13 protein-coding genes are annotated in these 17484 nt (G+C 73.9%); 5 read left to right on the forward strand and 8 right to left on the reverse strand.

What is annotated here, in order from left to right; genetic code table 11:
* Positions 1-139: 139 nt before the first annotated feature.
* A complete protein-coding gene (locus ACWF9Z_RS06840) occupies positions 140-1723 on the reverse strand; it encodes an acyl-CoA synthetase (RefSeq protein WP_453598215.1) in 1584 nt (527 codons plus the stop codon).
* Between the two features lie 17 nt (positions 1724-1740).
* Positions 1741-2847, reverse strand: a complete 1107-nt coding sequence (locus ACWF9Z_RS06845) for an NAD(P)H-dependent flavin oxidoreductase (RefSeq protein WP_453598217.1) — start codon at positions 2845-2847, stop codon at positions 1741-1743.
* A 146-nt stretch (positions 2848-2993) separates the two neighbouring features.
* Between ACWF9Z_RS06845 and ACWF9Z_RS06850 the strand changes: the two genes are divergently transcribed.
* A complete protein-coding gene (locus ACWF9Z_RS06850; protein ID WP_453598219.1) occupies positions 2994-5141 on the forward strand; it encodes a serine hydrolase in 2148 nt (715 codons plus the stop codon).
* Between the two features lie 151 nt (positions 5142-5292).
* On the opposite strand, the gene ACWF9Z_RS06855 is transcribed toward ACWF9Z_RS06850, so the two are convergent.
* Positions 5293-6027 (reverse strand): hypothetical protein, encoded by a 735-nt coding sequence (locus ACWF9Z_RS06855; RefSeq protein ID WP_453598220.1) that lies wholly within the window; start codon positions 6025-6027, stop codon positions 5293-5295.
* Between the two features lie 265 nt (positions 6028-6292).
* Between ACWF9Z_RS06855 and ACWF9Z_RS06860 the strand changes: the two genes are divergently transcribed.
* Positions 6293-6736 carry a nitroreductase family deazaflavin-dependent oxidoreductase gene (locus ACWF9Z_RS06860; RefSeq protein WP_453598222.1) on the forward strand — a complete coding sequence of 148 codons (444 nt, stop codon included), beginning with the start codon at positions 6293-6295 and terminating at the stop codon, positions 6734-6736.
* Positions 6737-6807: 71 nt separating this feature from the next.
* Here ACWF9Z_RS06860 and ACWF9Z_RS06865 read toward each other — a convergent pair whose 3' ends face one another.
* Genes ACWF9Z_RS06865 through ACWF9Z_RS06875 form a run of 3 tightly spaced genes read right to left on the reverse strand, consistent with a single transcriptional unit; the run spans position 6808 to position 11582 of the window.
* Positions 6808-8409: a phytoene desaturase family protein gene (locus ACWF9Z_RS06865; RefSeq protein ID WP_453598224.1), complete on the reverse strand. Its 1602-nt coding sequence runs from the start codon at positions 8407-8409 to the stop codon at positions 6808-6810.
* Positions 8406-10664, reverse strand: coding sequence for a protein kinase domain-containing protein (locus ACWF9Z_RS06870; protein WP_453598225.1), 2259 nt, complete (start codon positions 10662-10664; stop codon positions 8406-8408). The genes ACWF9Z_RS06865 and ACWF9Z_RS06870 overlap by 4 nt, the downstream gene beginning before the upstream one ends.
* 27 nt (positions 10665-10691) lie before the next feature.
* Entirely contained in the window at positions 10692-11582 is an 891-nt protein-coding gene (locus ACWF9Z_RS06875; RefSeq protein ID WP_453598227.1) for an oxygenase MpaB family protein, read from the reverse strand.
* A 168-nt stretch (positions 11583-11750) separates the two neighbouring features.
* Between ACWF9Z_RS06875 and ACWF9Z_RS06880 the strand changes: the two genes are divergently transcribed.
* Positions 11751-12548, forward strand: coding sequence for an SDR family NAD(P)-dependent oxidoreductase (locus ACWF9Z_RS06880; protein ID WP_453598228.1), 798 nt, complete (start codon positions 11751-11753; stop codon positions 12546-12548).
* 45 nt (positions 12549-12593) lie between these two features.
* Here ACWF9Z_RS06880 and ACWF9Z_RS06885 read toward each other — a convergent pair whose 3' ends face one another.
* Together ACWF9Z_RS06885 and ACWF9Z_RS06890 are read right to left on the reverse strand one after the other, a co-directional pair.
* On the reverse strand, positions 12594-14693 hold the full coding sequence (locus tag ACWF9Z_RS06885; RefSeq protein ID WP_453598230.1) for a M48 family metallopeptidase: 2100 nt from the start codon (positions 14691-14693) through the stop codon (positions 12594-12596).
* Positions 14690-15295 carry a hypothetical protein gene (locus ACWF9Z_RS06890; RefSeq protein ID WP_453598231.1) on the reverse strand — a complete coding sequence of 202 codons (606 nt, stop codon included), beginning with the start codon at positions 15293-15295 and terminating at the stop codon, positions 14690-14692. Before ACWF9Z_RS06890 ends, ACWF9Z_RS06885 begins: the two co-directional genes overlap by 4 nt.
* Before the next feature lie 120 nt (positions 15296-15415).
* On the opposite strand from ACWF9Z_RS06890, the gene ACWF9Z_RS06895 reads away from it, so the two are divergent.
* Positions 15416-16294, forward strand: coding sequence for an AfsR/SARP family transcriptional regulator (locus ACWF9Z_RS06895; RefSeq protein WP_453598233.1), 879 nt, complete (start codon positions 15416-15418; stop codon positions 16292-16294).
* Positions 16291-17484: NB-ARC domain-containing protein (locus ACWF9Z_RS06900; RefSeq protein WP_453598319.1), on the forward strand; the 1194-nt coding region annotated here is incomplete at its 3' end. The genes ACWF9Z_RS06895 and ACWF9Z_RS06900, both read left to right, overlap by 4 nt.

Here is a 17484-nt window from a genome sequence, read left to right on the forward strand (position 1 = left end):
GCCACCGACTTTTGTTAAAACCACACCGCCCCCCCGGGGCAAATACTCAGGTCCCGCCGGGCGGGGCGCGGGCGGGCCCCCCCGGCGGGCCCGGCCCTCGCACCGCGCGCGCGTGCCTGCACGTCGCGCGCGCATGTCCTCACATCGCGCGCGCGTGACCCTCCCAGTACGGGTCGCGGAGCCGGCGCTTGTACAGCTTGCCGTTGGGATCGCGCGGCATCGTCTCGATGAAGTCCACGGTCTTGGGCCTCTTGTACCCGGCCAGTTGGCGCTCGCAGTGGTTCAGGATCTCCGCCGCGAGCGCGTCACTGGCCGCGAAGCCCTCGGCGGGCTCGATGACGGCCTTCACCTCCTCGCCCCAGGACGGGTGCGGGATGCCGAAGGCGGCGGCGTCGGCGACCGCCGGATGGGTGAGCAGGGCCGACTCGATCTCGGCCGGGTAGATGTTCACCCCGCCCGAGATGATCATGTCGATCTTGCGGTCGCGGAGGAAAAGGTAGCCCTCCTCGTCCATCAGGCCGAGGTCGCCGACGGTGAAGAAGTCGCCGATGCGGTTCTTCTTCGTCTTGCCCTCGTCCTTGTGGTAGCTGAAGCCGCCGGTGTTCATCTTGATGTAGACGGTGCCGAGTTCACCGGCGGGCAGCCGCTCCCCGTCGTCGTCGAAGACGGCGAGCTCGCTGATCGGCCAGGCCTTGCCGACGGTGCCCGGCTTCTTCAGCCAGTCCTCGGCCGTCGCGAAGGCGCCACCGCCCTCGCTCGCCGCGTAGTACTCCTCCACGCACCGGCCCCACCACTCGATCATCGCCCGCTTGACGTGGTCGGGGCAGGGCGCGGCACCGTGGATGGCGTGCCGCATCGAGGACACGTCGTACGCGTCCTTCGTGTCCTGCGGGAGCGCGAGGAGCCGGTGGAACTGCGTCGGGACCATGTGGGTGTGCGTGCAGGCGTGCCCGTCGATCAGGCGGAGCATCTCCTCGGGGCTCCACTTGTCCATGAGGACCAGCGGGTGCCCGATGTGCAGGGCGGCGGCCGCGAACTGCAGGACGGCCGTGTGGTAGAGCGGCGAGCACACGAGGTGGACGTTGCCGTCGAAGGGGCGGATGCCGAAGATGCCGAGGAAGCCGCCGAGGTAGGTCTCCTCCGGGAGCTTGCCGGGCAGCGGGCGGCGGATGCCGCGCGGCCGGCCCGTGGTGCCGGAGGTGTAGTTCATGACCCAGCCGAGCGTGCGGTCCCCGGGCGGGGCGTCGCTCTGCCCGTCGAGCAGTTCGGCGTAGGCGCGGAAGCCCGGGACGGCTCCCACTGCGTAGCGGCGGTCGGCCGGGAGCTCCGCCTCGTCGGCCGCGGCGGTCGCGGCGTCGGCGAAGCGCTCGTGGGCGATGAGGACCTTGGCTCCGGAGTCGGAGACGATCCAGGCGATCTCGGGTCCGACGAGGTGGTGGTTGACCGGGACGAGGTAGAAGCCGGCCTGTGAGGCGGCGAGGTAGGCGGTGAGGAACTCCACGCTGTTGGGCAGGACGACGGCGAAGACGTCGCCCTTCTCCAGCCCGGCGGCGCGCAGGCCGTGGACGAGTCGGTTGACGTCGGCGTGCAGCCGGGCCGCGGACCACTCCTCGCCCTCGGGGGTGATCAGGACCGTGCGGGCGGGGTCGGCGGCGGCCTGGGCCCAGAACCCGTTCGGGGGCTGGGCGGTCGGCGCGGGCCGCGTGCTCGGTGAGTCGGTCATGTCGCTGCTCACACCTCTCAGGCTCGGCCGGCGATGCGGGTGATGCGGTCGATGGCGCGTTCGAAGCCGCTGGTGAGGTCGTCGAAGACGGCCTGGACGCTGCGCTCGCTGTTCATCCGGCCCACGATCTGGCCGACGGGCGTGCCGAGCAGCGGCTGGATCTCGTACTTCTGGATGCGGGACACGGCCTCGGCGACGAGCAGGCCCTGGAGCGGCATCGGGAGCGCGCCGGGGCCCTCCGGGTCGTCCCAGGCGTCGGTCCACTCGGTGCGCAGCTGGCGGGCGGGCTTGCCGGTGAGGGCGCGGGAGCGGACGGTGTCGCCGGAGCCGGCGGCGAGGAGTTTCCCGGTGAGGGCGCGGGAGTGCAGGTCGGCCTCGGTGGTGGTGAGCCAGAGGGAGCCGAGCCAGGCGCCCTGCGCGCCGAGCGCGAGGCCCGCGGCGATCTGCTCGCCGCTGCCGATGCCGCCGGCCGCGAGGACCGGGAGCGGGGCGACGGCCTCGACGACCTCGGGGACCAGGACCATGGTGGCGATGTCGCCGGTGTGGCCGCCGGCCTCGTAGCCCTGCGCGACGACGATGTCGATGCCCGCCTCGGCGTGGCGGCGGGCGTGCTTGGCGCTGCCCGCGAGGGCGGCGACGAGGACGCCGTGGTCGTGGGCGCGGGCGATGACGTCGGCGGGCGGGGAACCGAGGGCGTTCGCGAGGAGTTTGATGGGGTAGTCGAAGGCGACGTCGAGCTGGTTGCGGGCGACCTGCTCCATCCAGCCCGTGATCCGCCAGCCGGAGGCCTCGCCCTCCGCGAGCTCGGGCACATGGTGCTTGGCGAGGGTGTCGCGGACGTACTCGCGGTGCGCTGCCGGGATCATCGCCTCGATGTCGGCCTCGCTGACGCCGTCGACGGCCTTCTTGGCGGGCATGACGACATCGAGACCGTAGGGCTTGCCGCCGGCGTGCTCCTGCATCCAGTCGAGGTCGCGCTTGAGGTCGTCGGGGGCGGTGTAGCGCACTGCCCCAAGCACTCCGAACCCGCCCGCGCGGGTGATGGCAGCGGCGACCGCCGGGAAGGGCGTGAAGCCGAAGATGGCGTGCTCGACTCCCAGTTTCTTGCTCAGCTCCGTCTCCATGGGCCGCAGGATGCCGCAGCCGGGCCTTCGAGGGAAGAGATTTTCTGATGCAGCGTCAGATTCTTTACGGCCCGGTCGCGGCGGGGGCGGGGGAAGGAACGGGCAGATACTTCGGGAGGGTGCGACGGCGGACGGGAGGACCGGTCATGGAGGAACGGGCGGCAACCGGGAACGACGGCGGGGCGGAGGGTGCCGTCGACGGCGGTCGCGGCAGCGTCGACGGCGGTCGCGGCAGCTTCCACGGCGCCACGGGCAGCATCGGCACGGCCACCGCCGCCGGCGCGGACGACACCATCCGGAACACCACGGACACCGGCACCGGCACCGGCACCGGCACCGGCACCGGCAGCGACACGGGCACCAGCACGGGTACGGGCAGCGGCACGGGCAGCGGCACCTGCACCTGCACCGTCACCGACACCGACACCGACACCGACACGAGCATCGGCACCGGTACGGCAACCAGCACTGACACCGGCACCGGCACCGGTCACACCACCGCCCTCACCCGGCGGCGGCTGGGCGCGCGGCTGTTGGCGCTGGGCGGTGTGCTCGTGCTCCAGGCCGCGCTGCCCGGCTCCGCCGGGGCCTCCGGCTCCTCCGGCTCCTCCGGCGGCCCCGCCGAGCGGCGTGCGCTGCAGGGACTGCGACTGCGCTACGGCTCCGCCCGTCAGGCCGGACTGCTGGAGAAGCACCTCGAAGGGGTCGCGGACGAGGCGCGGCGGTTCCTCGGCCCCTCCCCCGAACACCCTTACTACGCCGGCGCCGTGGTCCTCGCCGGCCGGGGCCGTACCGTGGCCCTGCACCGGGCGATGGGCGATGCGGTCCGCTACGCCGACTACGACGGCCGCACCGACCGGGCACGGGAGTTCCCGGCCGCCGAGCGCATCGCGATGTCGGAGGACACGGTCTTCGACCTGGCCTCGCTGTCGAAGCTGTTCACCTCGCTGCTGGCGGTGCAGCAGATGGAGCGCGGGCGCCTGGAACTGGAAGCGCCGGTGAGCCGGTACCTGCCCGAGTTCACCGGCGGGGGCAAGGAGGTGATCACCGTCCGTCAGCTCCTCACGCACACCTCGGGGCTGCGGTCCTGGGCCCCCTTCTACAAGGAGCCCAGCCGGGCGGGTCAGTTGAGGCTGCTGTGGTCGGTGAGGCCGCAGGAAACCCCGGGGACGGTCTACCGCTACTCGGACCTCAACCTCGTCGCCCTCCAACTGCTCTTGGAACGGATCACCGGTCACACTCTGGATCTCCTACTCCAAGACGAGATCGCTGCTCCACTCGGGATGCACCGCACTCGTTACAACCCACCGCTCTCCTGGCGCCGGGTCACGGCCGCCACCGAGGTGCAGCGCCCGCCCTGGTCCGGTCTCGACCGCGGGCTCGTCTGGGGCGAGGTCCACGACGAGAACGCGCACGCCCTGGGCGGCGTCGCCGGCCACGCCGGCGTCTTCGGCACCGCCTGGGACCTGGCCATCCTCGCCCGCGCCCTCCTCGACGGCGGGGTCTACGCCGGCCGGCGCATCTTGCGCCCCGCCTCCGTCGAACTGCTCTTCACCGACTTCAACACGGCCTTCCCCGGCGACGACCACGGCCTCGGCTTCGAGCTCTACCAGCACTGGTACATGGGCGCCATGGCCACCCCGCACTCCGCCGGCCACACGGGCTTCACCGGCACCTCCCTGGTCCTCGACCCCTCCACCGACTCCTTCCTGATCCTGCTCGGCAACTCGGTCCACCCCGTGCGCAACTGGCGCGCGGGCAGCGCGCCCCGCGTCGCCACCGGCAACCGCTTCGCCCGCGCCGTCCCGGTCCGCACGAAGCACGGCGGCCCGGCCTGGTACTCCGGCATGGAGACGGGCGCCTCCGGCACCCTGACCCTGCCGCCGCTCACCCCGGCCACCGGCTCGGCCCGGCTGCGCTGCGCGCTCTGGTGGGACACCGTGCCCGGCGGAGGCGCCCTGCACGTGGAGGCCTCCGCCGACGGACAGACCTGGGAGCCGCTCCCCTTCAGTACCGTGCGCAGCACCGGCGGAGCCGCCGAACAGTGGCCGGGCGGCTCGGTCGCCGGCTGGTCGGGCCGCATCTGGCACCGGCTCGAGGCCCCCCTCACGGCCTGGGCCGGCCGCGAGGTCCGCCTGCGTCTGCGCCACACCGCGCAGGGCCGCTACGTGGGCCGCGGGGTCTACGCCGACGTCCTGCGCGTATCGGAGCCCGCCCGGCTCCTCTTCGCGGAGGACCGCCCCGCCGACGCCGCCCGCATCGAGGCCACCGGCTGGTCCCGCTCGGCGGACTAGGACCTGTCCGGCGGATCGGGGGAAGCCGCCTCTTGAGCAGCCCCATCGCACTGGTGTCACAGGGGTGTGCTGGGATGGGGCTCTTCCCCCCGATCCCGTCCGTCGGCGACGACACGCAGCAGCCGACGATCAGATGATCAGAAGGAAGCGTTCAGCTGCAGTCGCACAGGAACCGGCCTTCAAGGTGATCGGAACTGAGGAAGAGGAAGCCGCTTCCGTAGCCGAAGTTGAGGAAGAACGGATCCTCCTCCGCCTCGCCCCGGTCCTCGAACTGGCCGAGGAACAGCCAGGAGGCGTCGATGCCGAAGGCCTGGTGGTTGGGGTAGACGGCCTCGCCCCCCATGAAGTCCCTGGGAAAGTCCTCCTCGGGGACTTCGACGTCCGGTCCCTCGCCCCGCAGGTACCGGGAGAAGGCCGCGGCCTGATGCGCCGCCTCATCGAGTTCCGGTGGCATCGGAGTCAGGTCCGTCAGCCATTCGACGGGAACCTCCGTGTAGTCCGGACCCCACCGCCACAGCGTTCGCCCCCGAGTGCCGGGGGCCCCGATCGACGCGAAGGCCGGTATCCGCCCACCCGGCTGGACCAGAACGACGGCCTCGCCGTCCTCCGGAGTATCGCCGCCCATGACCCCGTCCTCCTCGTGCAGGAACAGGTAGGCGAGGCGCACCTCGTCGCCCGGCACCCGGAACTGGCCGATGAACACGAGGGGCTCGCCCGAACGCGGATGCACCGGCCAGGCCGGGCCGTCCAGCCAGACCGGCTGCCCGCCGAACTTCGACACCGGTTCCACGACCGGCTCGGTCGCGGCCCGGAAGGACATCCGCAGTCGCGGCAGGAAGGCTGCGTCGTAGGGGCCTGCGGCCCGGCCCGTCGGCTCGGAGATCATGTCTCCGACGCTACGGCACCCCACCGACAGGACCCCGCCGGGGTGGTCTCCTTCTTCGACCATGCCCCACCTGCACGGTCCGAAAGGGGCGGGCCGAGGGCAGGGCCGCCCGCGGAGTGCGGGGATGGCGCCCCGCGCACTCGGACGGCGGCCCCGTGGGGATGGGAACCGTGCCTCGGAGCGTTGGTGTTCGTTGTGGTGAGTTGTTGACCGTTCAACACGAAGTCATGGACGACACCGACGAAACGAAGGCGGGCAGAACCACATGAACGACATCGACTGGGACAACCCGATCGACCCCCAGCCGGGCTGGACCCTGGACCACATCAAGCTGTACGTCGGGTCGGGCGGGACCGAGGGGCAGTTCTGGAACAACACCCAGACCCTGCTCCTCACCACCGTCGGCCGCAAGTCCGGCAAGCCGGTGCGCACTCCGCTCATCTACGGCGAGGACGACGGCCGCTACCTCATCGTCGCGTCCAAGGGCGGCGACCCGGCGCATCCGCTCTGGTACCGGAACCTGACCGAGCACCCCGAGGTCCGCGTCCAGGTCGGACCGAAGATCGTCCAGGGCATCGCGCGCACCGCGACCTCCGAGGAGCGGGCCGCGTTCTGGCCCCTGATGCTCGAGCACTGGCCCGCGTACGACGAGTACCAGACCAAGACGGACCGGGAGATCCCGATCGTGGTGATCGACCCCGTCGTCTGACGGGCGAGCCGAACCTCAGCCGTGCCCCGGGCCCTTGGAGGGCCTCGGGCACGGCCGCGGGGGTCACGAGGTCAGTGCCCCAGCACCGCCATCGCCGCGTTGTGGCCCGGCACCCCGCTCACGCCGCCGCCGCGCACCGCGCCCGCGCCGCAGAGCAGGACGTTCCGGTGGGCGGTCTCCACGCCCCACCGGCCCCCCGGGCTCCCCGGATCCCCCGGGCCGTCCGGCGCGGAGTACGGCCAGGACAGGTCTCCGTGGAAGATGTGGCCGCCCGGCAGCCGCAGTTCGCGCTCCAGGTCGAGCGGCGTCTTGGCCTCGATGCACGGGCGTCCGTCGGCGTCGAAGGCCAGGCAGTCCGTGAGCGGTTCCGCCAGATGCGCGTCCAACTGGGCGAGGGTGGCCGCGAGGAGGACCTCCCGCGCCCCCTGGTTGTCGTGCCGGAACAGCCGCGCCGGGGTGTGCAGTCCGAAGAGGGTGAGCGTCTGATAGCCCTGCTCCGCCAGCTCGCGCCCCAGGATCGACGGATCCGTGAGCGAGTGGCAGTAGATCTCGGAGGGCGGTACGGAGGGCAGCTCGCCGGTCGCGGCCTCCGCGTGGGCCCGCGCGAGCTGCTCGTACCCCTCCGCGATGTGGAAGGTCCCGCCGAACGCCTCGCGCGGGTCCACGGAGGCGTCCCGCAGCCTGGGCAGCCGCTTCAGCAGCATGTTGACCTTGAGCTGGGCGCCCTCGGGGGCGGGCCGCACGGGCTCCTCGCCCAGCAACTCGGCCAGCGCCCCGGGCGAGGCGTTGACGAGCACCACCCGTCCGGCCACCCGCCCCTCCCCCGTAGCCGTCCGGAAGGTCACCTCGGCCGGTGTCGTGGTCGTGCCGTCCGTCTCGAGGCGCAGCACCTCGTGCCCGGTGGCGATCTCCGCCCCGGCCGCCAGCGCGGTCCCGGCCAGGGCGCCGGTGAGCGCGCCCATGCCGCCGACGGGCACGTCCCAGTCCCCCGTGCCGCCCCCGATCACGTGGTAGAGGAAGCAGCGGTTCTGGGCGAGCGAGCCGTCGTGGGCACCGGCGAAGGTCCCGATCAGGGCGTCGGTGAGGACGACCCCGCGCACCAGGTCGTCCGCGAACTCCCGTTCCACCGTCTGCCCGAGGGGCTCCTCGAACAGCATCCGCCAGGCCGCCTCGTCGTCGACCCTGGCCCGCAGCTCCGCCCGTGTGGGCAGCGGCTCGGTCAGCGTCGGAAAGATGCGTCGCGCCACCCGCCCGGTGGTCCCGTAGAAGGCGCGCCAGCTCTCGTACTCCCGCTCCGAGCCGGTCAGCCGCGCGAAGGACTCCCGGGTGCGCGCCTCGCCGCCGCCGACCAGCAGCCCGCCGGGCCGTCCGGCGCGGTCCACGGGGGTGTACGAGGAGACCTCGCGCTTGCGCACCTCGAAGCGCAGCCCCAGCTCGCGCACGATCTTCTCCGGGAGCAGGGAGACGAGGTAGGAGTACCGGGACAGGCGGGCGTCGACCCCCGCGAAGGGCCGGGTGGACACGGCGGCCCCGCCGGTGTGGCCGAGCCGCTCCAGGACGAGCACGGAACGGCCGGCCCGTGCCAGGTAGGCGGCGGCGACCAGTCCGTTGTGGCCGCCGCCCACGATCACCACGTCGTACACGTCCGTGCTGAAGCCCCGCGAGGTCGTCATGGCTCTTGGTAACACACCTGCCCGAGCCGCTCCAGACAGTGCGCCTCATCGGCGTGGGCGGCGACCGTGTCGGGGTGGTCGTCGCCCAGCGACCGTTCGCGGATGCCGGAGAGTTCCCGGTAGACCGACAGCGCCTCGTCCCAGCGGCCCAGCCGGCCGAGCCCGACGGCGAGTTCCCGGCGGCTGACCAGCGTGTCGGGGTGTTCGGCGCCGAGCGTGCGGGCGCGCGCCGTGCCCACCTCCCGGGCCTCGGCCACCGCTTCCTCCCAGCGTTCCAGCCGCCCCAGGTTGACCCCGAGGACGTGCCGGGCGCGCAGCGTCTCCGGGTCGGCGGCCCCGTACGCGCGGGTGCGGTCGCGGACCAGTCCGCGGAACAGCTCCAGGGCCTCGCCCGAGCGGCCGGTGCGGCCGAGCGCGATGCCCGACTCGTACCGTGCGGCCAGCGTGTCGGGGTGGTCCCGGCCGAGCACCCGCTCCCGTACGGCGGCCACGTGACGGAAGCCGGCCAGGGCCTCCTCCCAGCGTTCCAGCCGCCCGAGCGCGTACGCCGCTTCGTAGCGGGTCAGCAGGGTGTCCACGTGCTCCGCGCCCAGCACCGCCGCCCGGTCGGCGGCGGTCTCGGCGGCGGCGGCGTGGGCCTCGGCGAACCGGCCGAGCGCGCCGAGGGCGCAGGCCAGGTTGTGCCGGCAGCGCAGGGTGTCGGGGTGGCGCGGGCCCACGGTCCGCTCCCGGGCGGCGAGCACCGAGCGATAGACCTCGTAGGCCTCCTGGTGGCGGCCGAGCAGGCCCGTCTCGTACGCCGCCTCCTGCCGCGCGGCGAGGGTGTCGGCGTGGTCCGGGCCGAGCACCCGGGCCCGGCCCTCGGCCACGGCCGCGTAGACGGCGAGGGCCTCCTCGGTGCGGCCGGCCCGGCTGAGGGCGAAGGCCCGGGTGTGGCCGGCGGCGAGCGCCTCGGGGCCGGTGGGGTCGGCGCCGGGCCCGCGCGGGAGCCCGTACGCGGCGGTGAGCCGCGGGTCCGCGGCCGGGCGCGGGCGTACGGGGGACGGCGCGGGAGCCGCGGGCACGGCGGGCGCCCCGGGCATCCGGGCCGCGGGTACGGCCGCCGGGCCGGACACGGTGCCGGACGTACTGCCGGACGTACTGCCGGACGCCGGGCCGGTCCCGGATCCTGAGCCGGACCCGGCCGGGGTCGCGGCCTGGGTCGCGGTCGCGGACCCGGTCGCGGCGGGCTGGTCCGCGCTCGGGCGCGCGGCCGTCCAGGAACCGGTGAGCACCGCCCACTCCCCGCTCGCCGGCCGGGCCTCGATGCCGGCCTTGCGCCCGGCGGTCATCCCGCCGGCCCACGCCGGCAGCACCGTCAGCGCCCCGGGCGCCGCACCCGGGAGCACGCCGGGTCCGAGCCGGGCCTCGACGAGCCGCCGGTGCAGATGGCGGGCGTCGCCGGGCCGGTCCTCGGGCCGCTTGGCGAGCAGGTCGAGCACCACCCGTTCGAAGTAGCCGGGCAGCTCGGGCCGGTGCTCGCGCGGCGGCACGGGCTCCGTGTCGCGGTGGCCGACCAGGACGGACCAGGAATCGCCGAGGTCGAAGGGCGGGGCGCCGGTGGCGATCTCGTAGAGGACGCAGCCCAGGGAGTAGAGGTCGCTGCGGTGGTCGACCTCGCCCCCCGCGATCTGTTCGGGCGACATGTAGTGCGGGGTGCCCATGGCCATGCCGCCGCCGGTCAGCTTCGCGGTGAAGCCGATGTCCGCGGCGAGGCGGGCGATGCCGAAGTCGCAGATCTTCACCGTGCCGTCGGCGAGCCGCATGATGTTGGCGGGCTTGAGGTCGCGGTGGACCACGCCCTGGTCGTGCGTGTAGCCGAGGGCGGCGGCCATCTGCTCGGCGACGTCGACGACCACGTCCACGGGCAGCGGGCGGGCCTCGTTGTCCTCCAGGAGCTGGCTGAGGTTGCGGCCCTCGAGCAGCTCCATGACGAGGTACAGGGGTCCGCCCGTGGCGCTGTCGTCGCCGAAGTCGTGCACGACGGTGACGCCCCGGTGCTGGAGGGACGCGGCGACGCGCGCCTCGCGGCGGAAGCGCTCGCGCAGCACCTGGGTGAAGTGGGCGTCCTGCTCGGGCCCGATGGGCTTGAGGCACTTCACGGCCACGTGGCGGCCGAGCGACTCGTCCCGGGCACGCCACACCTCGCCCATGCCTCCGCGGCCGATCAGGTCGAGCGAGCGGTACCGGCCTTGGATCAGTCTGGACTCCGCCATGTCTTGAAGTCGCCCCCGTGTGTCGTGCTACGCCCTCCCCGGCCCGTCCAGTATGGACGCTGATGTACGCAGTGTGTACGGGGAGGGACGGCTCCCGGGGCCCATGCGGCGCATCGCTCTCAAGATGTGACCTGGAGGCAGCTGCCAGCGCAGACCTGCGGGAATGCTGCGCAGCAGGCTACCGGTGAGACGCAGGCGGCGGGTGATGCTGCGCGGTGCCGGCGCGGGGCGGCCGTACAGCCGGTGCGCGTAGGCCGGGAGGGATCCGTAGGCGAGGGCGGCGAGCGGTCGCCACACCAGGTTTCGGCCAGGGACCAGGAGCGGGTGGACGGGCGGGCCGCACAGGAAGGCGTCCACGGCGTGGGCGTCGGGTCCGGCGGCGAGCTCGGGGCGGATCCGCTCGAAATAGGCGGCGAGGGCCGCCGTGTCCCCCGGCACCCCGGACGGGTCGAGCCCGACGAGCCGGGCGTTGACGGTGTTCTCGGCCACGTAGCGGTCGGCCTGGGCGGGGCTGAGCGGGATTCCGGAGCGGCGCAGGACGTGCAGGAAGCTGTCTATCTGGGCGCAGTGGATCCACAGGAGCAGTTCGGGGTCGTCGACGGGGAAGCGTGCGCCGGTGGCCGGATCGGTCGCGGACAGCATGCGGTGGATCTTGCGGACGCGGGCGCCGGCCCGTTCGGCGTCGTCGGTGGTGCCGTAGGTGAGGGTGCCGACGAAGTCGGCGGTGCGCAGCAGCCTGCCCCAGGCGTCCTGCCGGAAGTCGGAGTTTTCCATGACCCCGCGGACGGCGCGCGGGTGCAGGGCCTGGAGGTAGAGCGCGCGGACCCCGGCGATCCACATCATCGGGTCGCCGTGGCACTGCCAGGTGACGGAGCCGGGTCCGTAGAGCCCGGGGTCCGGTCCGCCGCTCTCGCCCATGCCCGCTCCTCTTCCCTCCGGTGCGCTGCGCGCCGGCCCGCCCGGCCGTGTGCCCGGCCGTCTGCCCGGCCGCCCGCACGTCCAGCATTCCACCCGTCGGCCGCCCGGCACTAGGATTTCCCGTCGGCGGACCGCACCCGCCTCCCCTCTCGACGAGGAGGCACGGTCATGCGTACGGGACCACTCGGGGCCCAGGCCGCCGAAGGACCGGGCAGGCGGAACGACGGACGGCACGGCGGACGGCTCGAGGGCCGGGTGGCCGTGATCACGGGCGGCTCGTCCGGCATCGGGCTGGCGACGGCCCACCGCTTCGTACGGGAGGGAGCCCGGGTCTTCATCACCGGCCGGCGGGCGGACGAACTCGCGGCGGCGGCCCGGGAGCTGGGCGAGAGCGCCGTCGCCGTCCGCGGTGACGCCTCCCGGGTCGAGGACCTGGACCGGCTCTTCGCGGTCGTCGCGGAGTCGGGACGTCCCGTCGACGTGCTGGTGGCCAACGCGGGCGGCGGACCGGCGGGCGGCTTCGCCGAGTTCACGCAGGAGCAGTTCGACGCGACCTCGGACCTGAACTTCCGGGGCACCTTCTTCACCGTGCAGCGCGCCCTGCCCCTGCTGCGGGACGGCGCCTCGGTCATCCTGCTGGGCTCGGCCGCCGGGTCTTCGGCCTCGACGCGGTTCGGCGTGTACGCCGCGACGAAGGCGGCCGTGCGCTCGCTCGCGCGCAGCCTCGCGCTGGAGCTCGCCGGACGCGCGATCCGGGTCAACACCCTCAGCCCGGGGCCGGTCGAGACCCCCGCCCTGGCCGGGGCGCCGGCCGCCGTACGCGAGCGGGCGGTCGCCGGCGTCCCGCTCGGCCGGGCCGGCCGCCCCGAGGAGGTGGCCGCGGCGGCCTTGTTCCTCGCCTCGCACGAGAGCAGTTTCATCACCGGCATCGAACTCTTCGTGGACGGCGGCGCGGGCCAGGTCTGACCGCCCCGGAGGCGCGCCGCACGCCTCCGGGGCGGATCCGGAACCTCAGCGCACCACCTCCGGGCCGGTCACCGCGCCCCGGGTGCGCCGCCCCCTGCGGGCCGAGGGGACACACGCCGCGACCACCAGGGCCGGGACGACGCCCAGTCCGGTCTCGATGGCCATGCCGCCCACACCGGGCACGGAACACCGTCCCGTCCCGCAGTCCACGAGGGCCACCAGCACGTCGGCGCCGACGAAGCCGGTGATCGCGGCGAGCATGCTCGCCAGCACCGCGTGGGCGAACGGCAGTCCCGCGCCGCGGCGCCTGCGGCCCGTGTGGACGGCGAGGAAGATCAGCGCGCCGGTCGCCGGGAGGAACCCGAGGAGCTTGTGGCCGCCGACCGCCAGGACCGTCGTCACCGCCATGAGCCACACGCCCCAGCGCACGCCGGTGACCGCGGTGCGGCGCAGTTCGAGGCTCGCCCTGCCTTCGGGGCCGACGATCAGCGCCTGCCCGAGGAGCGGGAGCACGGCCGCCAGCAGGGTCGCGCACAGGAGGTAGGGCGCCATGGCCACCGCGTGCATGGCGGCGCCGAGGACGAAGGACACCGCTTCGGGGGTCCCCGGGCCGAGGACCGTCGACATGAGCGCCTCGGCGATCATGAGCTCCATCAGCCAGTGCAGGACGCACGCGAACAGCGCTCCCACCACGGCGATGAGCACGCACCACGCCGTCCCCCGCCTCTTGCGGAGCCGGATCGCATGGCGCCACGGCCGGAGCGCGCCCGACATCCATCTCATCGCGACGTACGCCGCCGAGGCGAGCACGGCCGTCCACAACAGGAAACCGGCACCCGATTGCCCCGTGGAGGCCAGCGTGAACATCGTGCCGGGGTCGACCACTCCGCCGCCCAGCGCCAGACCGCAGGCCAGGCCCCACGCGGGCACCCACAGCACGCGCGGCCTCGCCCCGGGAAACCCTTCGTCGAAGCGCAGGGCCACGAAGACGACCACCGCTCCCAGCAGTGTTCCCGTGACGGCGAGTGCCAGGGCGTCCTCGGCGGCGCCGGCCCGTGCGCCGAGCGCGGAGTTGAGCACGTACGCGCTGCCGAGTTCGGAGTGCAGCGCACCGGCCACGCAGCCCACGGCGCACGACTCCCAGAACCCGCTGCGGAACAACGGCCCGGTGTCGTCGAACATGGCCCGGCGCCGGCGAGCGGTGGGGTGCACGCGCAACAGCCCGCGCATCACCCTGCGCCTGGGTTCCGGTTCGTCGAAGAGCGCGCGCAGGGCGAGCGGCGAGGTGCTCCACTGCCAGGCGCGCGCGTCGGCGTAGAACTCGCGGCTGCGCAGGACCGCCCTGCGGGCGAGGGGCATCACGAGGACCAGGCACAGGGTGCCGAGCGAGTTGGCGAGGCCCTGTGCGCGGGCACCCGCCCCGCCCAGACCCCAGACCAACTCCCAGAGGATGCCCGACGGCAGGGTCAGCAGGAGCACGGGCAGGCCGACGCGGGCCGTGACGATCGTGAGGAAGCTGACGTCGATGTCGCGGTTGCGCACGTGCGCGAGTTCGTGGAGCACCACCGCTTCGAAGGTCTCCGGCCGCCGGGCCCTCAGGGCCGTCAGACCGCCGCTGAGCACGATGCACCTGCGCCGCCACCGGCCGAACGCGAGGGCGCTGACCCGCGGATCGAGCGGCTGGACGTACCAGTGGACGGGTTCGACCCCTCCTCTGATCCGCAATGCCTCCACCATCCGGTGCGCGTCGCCGAGTTCCGGCCCCAGGGGGACGAAGCGGCGGCGTCGGATCCGCCACGCGGGCAGGAACCAGTAGACGGCGAGGATGAGCAGCCAGAAGACGAGGGCGGCCGTCACCGGTACCCACAGTTCGACCAGACGGGGATCGGCGCCGCAGACCTCTTCGACCGGCGGCCGGCCGGCCGCCGGGAAGCCGCTCGCGCTCCCGTTGTCCCGTTCCCAGCACGCCTCGTACTCGGCGAAGCGGCGCTCCACGCCCTTTTCGACGTGGCCGAACCGTGAGGCCGCGAAGGACATCATCACGGCGGTCGTACTCAGTACCAGGAGCACGAAGCGCAGGGTCGTCCCGGACGGAACCGCGAACGGGTCGCGCAGGCGGTCCGGCACGATCGTGGAACCGTTCACCGCCCCGCTCGTCCGTTCTCGTGGCCGGCCGCCGCGCTCGCGGCGCCGCCGGAGTCCCGGGACTCGGCGGCGGGGCCCCCGGGCGCCAGGGTCGCGAGGGTCAGTTCCGCGACGACGCCGTCGGCGATCGCCTGGGCGATCGCGGCGGGGATGTGCAACCGCCGGGCGTGGTGGTCCGCCGACCGGTGGATCCGGCGCATCTGTTCCCTGGTCAGCGGTGGCTGGTCACCCTCCCCGGACGCCGCGGGGGCGTCCCGCGACGGATCGGGGCGTCGCAGCACGTGCCGCCGCACCCAGGCGGAGAAGCCGGTGGCCACGCGTTCGGCGGGTGTGCGCGCGAGCTGGGTCAGCGTGTCGGCGACGACCGTGAGGACCAAGGTGGTGACCGCCACCGCGACCGCGTCCATGCCGAATCCGAGGGCCTCGTCCCGACGCGCCCCCCGGCGCCCGCGCCGGGGGGCGCGATGGAAGGCGCCGGCGACCACGTCGAACTGTTCGAGTTCCGCGCGGGTGTCGATTTCCGGCCTCCGACTGAGTTCCTTCCCGGCCAATACCGCACGTGTCAACCGGTCGATGGCTTCCCGCTCGCGCTCAGTGCTCACCGTTGTCCCCCACACGTACCACCCTCAGTTGTGCGTACTGTTCGATGTCGTGTCCGTCACCCTGGCCCGGCGTGCTGCAATTCCGATGAAGTTCCGATGATGTGCGGGAGTGGGGGTCGGGTGGACGGGGAAGCTCCTCAGCGGCTTCGCATCGAGGTGCTCGGGCCGTTACGGGCCTGGCGGGGCGGCACGCCCCTGGACGTGGGGCCGGTCAAGCGGCAGGCGGTGCTGGCCGCGCTGCTGCTCTGCCAGGGCGCCGTGGTGAGTCACGAGCGGCTGCTCGACGGGGTGTGGGGGGAGGAGCCGCCCGCGTCCGGCCACAAGGTGCTGGCCAGTCACATCAACCCGCTGCGCAGGGCGCTGGACGCCGGAGGAACGCGTCCGGCCGAGTCGGTGATCCGCAGCGGCAAGGGCTGGTACGGCTGGGCGGCCGGCCGCGTCCGGCTCGACGTGGCGGACCTGGCCGAGCGGGGCGACGCGGCGCTGAGCACGAAGGCGTCGGGGGACCTCGCCGCCGCGGCGGGTCAACTGTCCGCGGCGCTCGAACTGTTCCGGGGCGAGCCCCTGGCCAACCTGCCGGGGCCCTTCGCACGCGCCGAGCGGGAACGGCTGCTGGAGCGCCGGCGGACGCTTCGGCTGGCCCGGCTCGCATGCCTGGTCCTGCTCGGCCGGTTCGGCGACGCCCTGGACGACCTGGCCCGCCCGCCCGAGTCCGACCGGTACGACGAATCCCTGCTGGCCTTGCGGATGCGCGCCCTGTACGGCCGCGAGCGCCAAGCGGAGGCACTGAACGCCTACGAGGACATGCGCGTGCGCCTGCGCGACGAACTCGGCGTCACCCCGGGAGAGGAACTCAGCCGCGTGCACGAGGCGGTGCTGCGGCAGGACAACGCCCGTCTCCTCGGTCCGGACCTCGGACTCGACCCGGGCCGACGGTCAACCAGCTGCCGGGCGACACCGGGCAGCTCGTCGGGCGCGAGAGGGAACTCGCCCTGCTGACGACGCCGTGGCCGTCCGACTCGGTCTCCGTCGTGGCGGTGGACGGTCCGGCCGGGGTCGGCAAGTCCGCGCTCGTCGCACGTGCGGCCCAGCGGATCCGCGACCGCTACCCGGACGGCTGCCTCTTCGTGGACCTTCACGCGCACAGCACGGCGCGCCAGAAGCTCTCACCGCAGCGAGTGCTGCGGCGCCTGCTGCGCTCCACCGGCGTCGACGACCGCGAGGTGCCGAACGACCTGGACGAACTCACGGCCGTCTGGCGCTCGGTGACCAGCTCCATGCGACTGCTGCTCGTACTGGACGACGCCCTGGGCGTGCGGCAGATACGGCCGCTCCTGCCGGCCGGACCGGGCAGCACCGTGATCGTGGCCGGCCGGCAGCGGCTGGCCGGGCTGGACGCCGATCGGCGGATCACCGTGGAGACCCTGGGGAGCGAGGACGCGACCCGCCTGATCCAGCACATCGTCGGGCAGGGGCGTACGGACCAGGAGCCCGAGGCCACGCGCGAGCTGGTCCGGATGTGCGACGGCCTGCCCCTGGCCCTGCGCATCGCCGGCACCCGGCTGCAGACCCGCCCGGCCTGGACCCTGGCGTACCTGGTGGAGCGCATGACGGGCGACGAGCACGTCCTCGGCGAACTGAGCGCGGGGGACCGCAGCGTGGAAGCCGCCTTCCGCCTGTCGTACGACCAGCTCTCACCGGCGCAGCAGGAGGGGTTCCGCACCCTGGGCCTGGCGCCGACGGTCGAGTTCGACCTGCGGGTGCCGGCGGCCATGCTGGGCTGGTCGCCGCAGGAGACCGAGCAGGTACTGGAGGGCCTGGTGGACACGAGCCTCCTCCAGCAGTCCCGTCCGGGCCGCTACCGGCTGCACGACCTGGTGCGCGTCCATGCCCGGCGGCTGGCCGACGCCACGCCCGCCGCGGCGGGCGCCGCCCGCACGGCCGCCCTGCGCCTCTACGTGGACGCGGGCCGGACCGCCAGCACATGGGGCTCCGGTGCCTTCTCCACCGGCCCGCAGTCCGGCCGGGCGCCGTTCACGGACTGGCGGCAGGCGGCGCTCTGGCTGGACTCGGCCGGCGCGGAGCTCGTGGACGGGGGGGGGGGCCCCCCCCCCCCGCGGGGGGGGCGCCCCCCCCCCCGGCGGGGCCCCGCCCCCCCCCCCCCCCACCACCCACGCCGGGGCGCGCCC

This window comes from Streptomyces sp. NPDC054961, assembly GCF_053609145.1.